This window comes from Mesorhizobium sp. M0293 (assembly GCF_040321735.1).
Lineage (GTDB): Bacteria > Pseudomonadota > Alphaproteobacteria > Rhizobiales > Rhizobiaceae > Mesorhizobium.
In genome coordinates this window covers 1-6,131 of the sequence record NZ_JAMYSA010000193.1, presented here as the reverse complement: position 1 = coordinate 6,131, position 6,131 = coordinate 1, and the positions used below count along the sequence as shown (strand labels likewise).

At 57.7% G+C, this 6,131-nt stretch carries 6 protein-coding genes and 5 pseudogenes; 6 read left to right on the top strand and 5 right to left on the bottom strand.

Annotation, left to right across the window (positions count from 1 at the left end; genetic code table 11):
* Nucleotides 1-111: 111 nt before the first annotated feature.
* Nucleotides 112-429, top strand: a complete 318-nt coding sequence (locus tag NKJ06_RS33795) for a hypothetical protein (protein ID WP_352812243.1) — start codon at nucleotides 112-114, stop codon at nucleotides 427-429.
* Between the two features lie 259 nt (nucleotides 430-688).
* Here NKJ06_RS33795 and NKJ06_RS33790 read toward each other — a convergent pair.
* Together NKJ06_RS33790 and NKJ06_RS33785 are read right to left on the bottom strand one after the other, a co-directional pair.
* Nucleotides 689-961: pseudogene (locus tag NKJ06_RS33790) on the bottom strand (IS110 family transposase); the annotation flags it as partial.
* A 366-nt stretch (nucleotides 962-1,327) separates the two neighbouring features.
* Nucleotides 1,328-2,200 carry an ISNCY family transposase gene (locus NKJ06_RS33785; RefSeq protein ID WP_352812241.1) on the bottom strand — a complete coding sequence of 291 codons (873 nt, stop codon included), beginning with the start codon at nucleotides 2,198-2,200 and terminating at the stop codon, nucleotides 1,328-1,330.
* A gap of 294 nt (nucleotides 2,201-2,494) precedes the next feature.
* Between NKJ06_RS33785 and istA the strand changes: the two genes are divergently transcribed.
* From istA to NKJ06_RS35915, 3 genes and pseudogenes are all read left to right on the top strand, one after another.
* Nucleotides 2,495-3,268 carry an IS21 family transposase gene (gene istA, locus NKJ06_RS33780; RefSeq protein ID WP_502905668.1) on the top strand — a complete coding sequence of 258 codons (774 nt, stop codon included), beginning with the start codon at nucleotides 2,495-2,497 and terminating at the stop codon, nucleotides 3,266-3,268.
* Complete coding sequence (locus NKJ06_RS35920) at nucleotides 3,204-3,659, top strand: hypothetical protein (RefSeq protein ID WP_502905669.1); 456 nt, start codon at nucleotides 3,204-3,206, stop codon at nucleotides 3,657-3,659. The genes istA and NKJ06_RS35920 overlap by 65 nt, the downstream gene beginning before the upstream one ends.
* Nucleotides 3,660-3,769: 110 nt before the next feature.
* Nucleotides 3,770-3,909 (top strand): annotated as a pseudogene (locus NKJ06_RS35915) (ATP-binding protein); the annotation flags it as partial.
* 1 nt (nucleotide 3,910) lies between these two features.
* Here NKJ06_RS35915 and NKJ06_RS33775 read toward each other — a convergent pair.
* Together NKJ06_RS33775 and NKJ06_RS33770 are read right to left on the bottom strand one after the other, a co-directional pair.
* A pseudogene (locus tag NKJ06_RS33775) lies at nucleotides 3,911-3,997 on the bottom strand (IS5/IS1182 family transposase); the annotation flags it as partial.
* Between the two features lie 172 nt (nucleotides 3,998-4,169).
* Nucleotides 4,170-4,427, bottom strand: a pseudogene (locus NKJ06_RS33770) (ATP-binding protein); the annotation flags it as partial.
* Here NKJ06_RS33770 and NKJ06_RS33765 point away from each other — a divergent pair.
* Both NKJ06_RS33765 and NKJ06_RS33760 read left to right on the top strand, forming a co-directional pair.
* Nucleotides 4,411-4,717 (top strand): annotated as a pseudogene (locus tag NKJ06_RS33765) (transposase); the annotation flags it as partial. The pseudogenes NKJ06_RS33770 and NKJ06_RS33765 overlap by 17 nt on opposite strands.
* A 224-nt stretch (nucleotides 4,718-4,941) precedes the next feature.
* Nucleotides 4,942-5,763 (top strand): autoinducer binding domain-containing protein, encoded by an 822-nt coding sequence (locus NKJ06_RS33760; protein ID WP_352812239.1) that lies wholly within the window; start codon nucleotides 4,942-4,944, stop codon nucleotides 5,761-5,763.
* Nucleotides 5,764-5,917: 154 nt separating this feature from the next.
* Here the strand turns inward: NKJ06_RS33760 and NKJ06_RS33755 are convergent.
* Nucleotides 5,918-6,131, bottom strand: a 214-nt coding sequence (locus NKJ06_RS33755; RefSeq protein ID WP_352812238.1) for a hypothetical protein, incomplete at its 5' end; no start/stop codon positions are given.

Here is a 6,131-nt window from a genome sequence, read left to right as displayed (position 1 = left end):
GACCCTCCGGTGAGTGCTGCAGCTTGGTAACTCCAGTCTCCTCGGTCCGGTCCGAATGGACAACCCTCTGAAAGCTCACACCTAGATTTCTTGAAGCCGGAAACGGTGGGTGTGGACGACTATGATGCGGACATTATCAAAACGTTAAAAAGTCATGACGTCCGCGTCATTATGACGGCATCGAATGCAAATACTATCACGCATTACCTCGCCGCGGCACCCGAGGCAATCGTCCCCGTCGTCAAGGCGCTGGAGGAAGACTTTCCAACGGCTAACATTGCCACAAGAAAGGTGAGCATTGTCTCAGCCATCGGAAGCGCTCCCAATCTCCAGAGCCTAGCGGCCATTGCTGCGCAAGCGTTAGCGGATGCCTGCATAGAGGTCCTGGGAGCACATCAACTCATGCGCAACGTAGATATACCTTCATAGTGGACGAATTGCACTCGGATGACGCAGTTAGGGCGCTTCACAGCACCCTGATCGAAGATCCGCGACCGCGTCTTGCCGCTCAGCGTTCCCCTCGTGTGGACGCGCCAAGGCTGAGTCGCACGCGGATGGACGACGGTTGATTTGCATCGCGTCACCATCGGGATGGACCACAATGCCGAGCGGGATCGCGTCTGCGAGCTTGGTCTTCTAAAGGCTTATTGAGATTCACCGTGAGTTAATGACGGCAGCTGCGAGATTAAAAGCCGGCCTCAGCGAGTTGAGCCAGACCATCCGCATCATTGGCATCGGTCTTGTTGAGTGTCTCGTTCAACACCTTCTGTGCGTGCCGCGCTTCTATACAGATCGCCGGAGCCCCCTCGGTCGTTAGCGCATGATAGAACCACGTAGAAAGCGGCCCCGTCTCGAACACGATGGCGTGCGGCGCGTGCTTGCGGATAAGCTCCGCCAGAAGCTTTGGGTCCGAAGGACACTTCCCCCGCCAGATCCGTTTCCCGCCCTCTCGAACCGAAATCGACGTGTCTGTCGATAGCGAATTAAGTTGTCCGGTTTAGGTAGCACACGAGTTGTCCGCTGCTTCTGGTTTTGTTCTGCTGGCCGCCGAGCGGGTTCAAGCGGCTTTTTGTGTCTGTAGGGCTATTCCATTGTGGTCGTAGCGGCCCAGACAGCGAGGCCCGTGGAAGATTGCATAGGCGCCGTCCTGATAGCGGCGCACCTTGACTGTCGCCTTGACGAAATGGGGCCGCAGCGGGCTTTCGGGAATTTGCAGCTTCAGCCGATTGAACGAGACGCAATTGTCGTTGCCGACCTGGCGCTCCTCCTGAATGCACAGGATCTCGCCCAGATCGACGCCGGGAATGGCGACGAAGGCTGAGCCTTCCTATTCGGGCTTGACGGCGAAGCGCTTGTTGTGGGCCGGAATATAAACGTCGCGCAGAAAGCTGTTGGCCTCCTCTATGGTGGCGATCCCGGCCAACGCCAGCTCTTTCGTCAGCCGGTCTTGCAAGGTTTGGAAAACCCGCTCCGAACGACCGCGTGCCTGCGGCGAATAGGCCGCGATATGCTCGACGCCAAGGTGAGCCAACGCGCGACCGACCTGTGTCAGGTTTGTCCGGTCGATTTTTCCACCAGCCTGCGGCGTATGGAAATAGTGGCTGCCTCGATCCGTATAGAGGCTCAACGCCAGACCATGGCCGCCAAACACCTCCTCCAAAGCCCGAAACGTCGAAGCCGTCCCTTCTTCCTCGGTCAGAAAGCCCGAATAGATGGTGTTCGTCGCATCGTCCATCGTGACGATGAGGTCGAGCGCCGGTTGGCCGCCGAGCCAGATGTGGCGCGAGCCATCCTGATGCAGCATCATCCCCGGCAAGGGTCGGCGCGGCCGCTTGCGCCGGTGTGCTCCACGCCTGGATGCCTTGGTCAAAAGGCCTTTCGAATGCAGGAACGCCTTCGTCCAGGTGTAACTCCAGCTGAACCGATGATCGCGCACCAGAAGTTCGTGGAAATGCTTGGCCGTGAACCCGCTGTAGCGCGTCCGGTAGAGGGTCTCGACCTCAAACTCCCGGTCCAGCGGAACCCGTTTGCCAGACGCCTTGCCAAGACGCCGGTCCAACAAGCCGGCCTCCCCAGCCTCTTCATACCGGCAGCACCAGCGCCGGAAGGTTCGCTCGCTCAGACCCAGCAACTGCGCAGCCTCCATCTGGTTGAACTCCAAAGCCTCATAGCGGCTCAATATGTCTCGGAACTTGATCATTCGCACACCTTGATTGGCTTCCGACCGGCGCATCCTGACCCCGTTTAAAAGGTCAAGACTTACCGGACAGATCGTGTGCTACCTAAACCGGACATATCGTGTGCTACCGACAACCGAAATCGACGTGTCTTTCAATGAAACATCAAGCCCGATATACTGGTCCATGGTTGCTCTCCGTTTGATGTTGGGCCCGGTTCCAATCGTGAGCCCGTTTTTCCATCTTATCGGGGGCAACCACCTCCGCCAGCCATCATCTTTTAAATCGAGCTGGGACGATCGCGCCGCGATTACCCCATGTTCTGCACGAGCTACGAGGCCTGGAAGCAGCGCGTGTTGCCAACGATGCGCCAACGCCACGCCGCGGGTGAGAAGGTGTTTGTCGACTACGCCGGCGACACCATCGATATCGTCGACCCGATAACGGGCGAAGCTCAGGCCATGAAGTTGTTCGTCGGCGCCTTGGGAGCCTCCAGCTATGTTTACTGCGAGGCTCGGCCGAGCGAAGGGCTGGGCGACTGGATCGGCTGCCATGTCGGCATGTTCGCCGCCTTCGGCGGAGTGGCGACCATCACGGTCTGCGACAATCTCAAGGCGGCTGTGACCAACCCCGACCGCTATGATCCCGGCCTCAACCGTACGTACCAGGATATGGCCCGGCACGATGGCACCACAATCCTGCCAGCACGGCCGTACAAGGCCCGCGATAAGGCAAAAGTCGAAGTTTCGGTCCAAATTGCCCAGAGATGGGTGCTGGCGCGCCTTCGCAACCGCCGCTTCTTCAGCCTGGTTGAACTCAATCAGGCGATCGGTGAGCTGGTCGCCGATCTCAATGGACGGATCATGCGGGCCTATGGCATGAGCCGAGCCGAACTGTTTGCCGCAGTGGACGCTCCGGCGCTGAGACCTCTGCCGGCCGAGCCTTATGCCTTCGCCCTATGGAAACGCTGTCGGGTGGCGCCCGCATGTCGAAGTCGACGGCAACTGGTATTCGGTTCCCTATCGCCTGATCCGCGAGCTCGTCGATGTCCGCATCGCCGATCGCACTGTGGAAGCTTTCTACAAGGGTGAACGGGTTGCCAGCCACGCCAAGTCCCCGGGCCGGCGCAACCACACTACGCTTGCCGATCACATGCCCAGCGCTCATCGCCGGCACGCCTCCTGGACGCCGACCCGGATCAACTTCGTAGCGGAAAAAATAGGTCCGTCAACGGCAGCCTTGACCACGGCGATCATGACGGCTCGGCCTCATCCCGAGCAAGGGTTCCGTCTTCGCCCTGCAAAAACCTATGGCGCTGCCCGTCTGGAAGCAGCCTGCCGGCGTGGAAGCGCCATCCAGGCCCGCTCTGTTGGCTCCATTCGCTCCCCTCAAGTCTGGCTGGACCGCGCCTTCGCGGACCCGGAACCCGAGCCCCAACCCCTGCGCCACGGCAACATCCGTGGCCGCTCCTACTTCCACTGACCCTCATCATCAGGAGAGAAAATGCTCATACACCCATGAACGCCTCATCCCCCTTGGCCTGGCCGGCATGGCCAAAGCCTTCGAGGAACAGAGAAACTCGCCCGATCTCGCGGCCCGTCTCCTACCAGCGTGTCCCGCGCTGTTCGAGGCAATGGCGCTGGCTCGCGGCGACGGTCGCCATGCCCGCATGCTCAAGTCTCTCGCTCGCGTCGAGCTGCTGATATTGGACGACTGGGGGATCTCGGTGCTCACTGCACCGGTAGCCCGATCGCATCGCCGGCTGCATGGATCTTGGTGCTTAACCGCCACCGACCCAGGCCTTGGGCATCCGCCCCCCCTCATATGAGGCACATCGTGTCAATGGTAGTGGTGACGGCCTAGTCACTTTCGAACGTAGTCGGGATCGGCCTCGCGGCGAATTGCGGAACAAGTGCGCATTTCGCTGATCGTGGGCAGTGATTTTCACGCGATCGTGGGCAGCAGAAGCCTGACCGACGGTTTGCTATGAGTTCACTGGTTTCTAGTCGGCGTCAAGCGCGCTTGCTTGCCAGCTATTTTCCGCAAGCTTTCGCCGGTCATGTTGATGCGATGAGCATTGTGAACGAGGCGGTCGAGGATGGCGTCGGCAAGGGTGGGATCGTCGCCGATGACTTCGTGCCACTGATCGACGGGCACTTGGCTTGTTACGATGGTGGAGGCCCGCCCGTTGCCGTCTTCAAGCATCTCCAGCAGATCGATGCGCTGGCTTTGACGCCTGATCGCCAGCCCCGGACAGCGCAACGACATCGCCTTTGCTCGATCTTGTCGATGGCTTCGAGGCTGGCGCCACGATCGCCGACAAGGGCTATGACGGCGACCATCTGCACGAAAAGATCGCCCAGAAGGGGGCCGAGATCGTCATTCCGCCCAAGCGCAACCGCAAAGTCCAGCGTCATTTACGACGCCCACCTCTACAAGGAGCCCAACCTCATCGAACGCTTCTTCAACAGCTCGAGCACTTCCGCCGTGTCGCAACCCGCTACGACAAGCTGCTGCCGAACTTAATGGGCTTCGTCTAACTCGCCGCCATCGCAATATGGTCAGATAGTTAAATCGTCACTACGTCCTAGAAAATTTGGCGAATCTGAAATTTAACACAAAATAACGTTATTCGACGCGGGGATGGGGTAGAGCTTTGGGGTGCCGTCCGCCGAGGGCGGCGCGTTAAACCCGGGCAGCTCTTGTGCATCAGTGAAGACAGGGCGCGAGGGGTCGCATAGCAATGACTATGGAAAGCCCACCGATGACTGCAGTTTCTCAACTTAGAAGCCGGGCAATCGCAGCTCCCGATCAGTTTTCTTTGAACTCATCGACGAAATTGCAGACAGCAGACAAGATGGCATTTGCTGCCGAGTTCGGCCGATTTCTCGACCGGGCTGATGGTGTTGCTCAACCAGAGAAGTTGTTCGAGTTGGTATGTGCTTTTGCTCAGGGTTTTGATTGTCCCTGGATCGCATATGGCTCTCTTACTCCCGACCAAAGATGTTTGAAGCCAGTTCGTCGCGATCCTGCTGTCATGCTGACCTATCCTGATAAATGGCAAGAGCGCTGTGTACAGATGGGTTACAACAAGATAGATCCTATCGTTAAAACTATTCGAAAGCGGGCAGGAGCATTTCGCTGGAGCGAAGTATACGAAGACAAAAGCACCACTGAAGCTGAACGACGTATTTTTGACGAGGCAGCAACGTTTGGCTTAAGGTCGGGTATCAGCGTGCCGTTGCATCGCCCCAATGGCAGCTTTGCCATTGTGAGTTTTGCTCAGGTTTTGGATCGTGAGATCCATAATACTACGATCACATACCTAGAGCTTGTCGCTTTGCACTTCCATCTGAGGGTCGCCGAGCTCACGAATTCGGGCGTCACAGATACGCCTGCTCTTTCTCCAAGAGAAAAGGAGTGCATTTCGTGGGTGGCGCGAGGAAAATCGTCGTGGGAGATCGGAAGAATTTTGAAAATATCTGATAATACCGTCAATTTCCATATAAAAAATGTGCTGAGAAAACTGAATGTGTCTAACAGAACTGTTGCCGCTATCGAAGCGATAAACATCGGGATTATATAACGCAGAATGATATACTAGCATCATAACGGATTGATTATATAGTAGACAAAAACCAACGCTTCAGCGAAGTTTACGGCATTTTATCTATACCCGGGTACGCTGATCGCATTAATATGCCAAAAGATCACCGTGCATTTCAACCCGAACGGCGGAGTCACCGCGCCTCGGCAGCGCGCTTGGCGTGGCGGGGAGCGCCTATCGTCGGCGCGGCCACCGCATTTATCGTATTGCCAGATGCCCTCGGACCAGCTTCGAGAAACGTCTGGTGAACTCTTTGATCGTGTCCCGCGGCGTGGTGTAGCTGGCGGCATTGGTCGCCGTGCTCTCCGGCATGGACCGGGCTGATCAGCGCGCCACGGCTGGCAGGC

Coding starts and splice junctions, on each gene's coding strand:
- istA (WP_502905668.1), top strand. CDS start 2,495: ATGTTCTGCACGAGCTACGAGGCCTGGAAGCAGCGCGTGTTGCCAACG.
- NKJ06_RS33760 (WP_352812239.1), top strand. CDS start 4,942: ATGACTGCAGTTTCTCAACTTAGAAGCCGGGCAATCGCAGCTCCCGAT.
- NKJ06_RS33785 (WP_352812241.1), bottom strand. CDS start 2,200: ATGATCAAGTTCCGAGACATATTGAGCCGCTATGAGGCTTTGGAGTTC.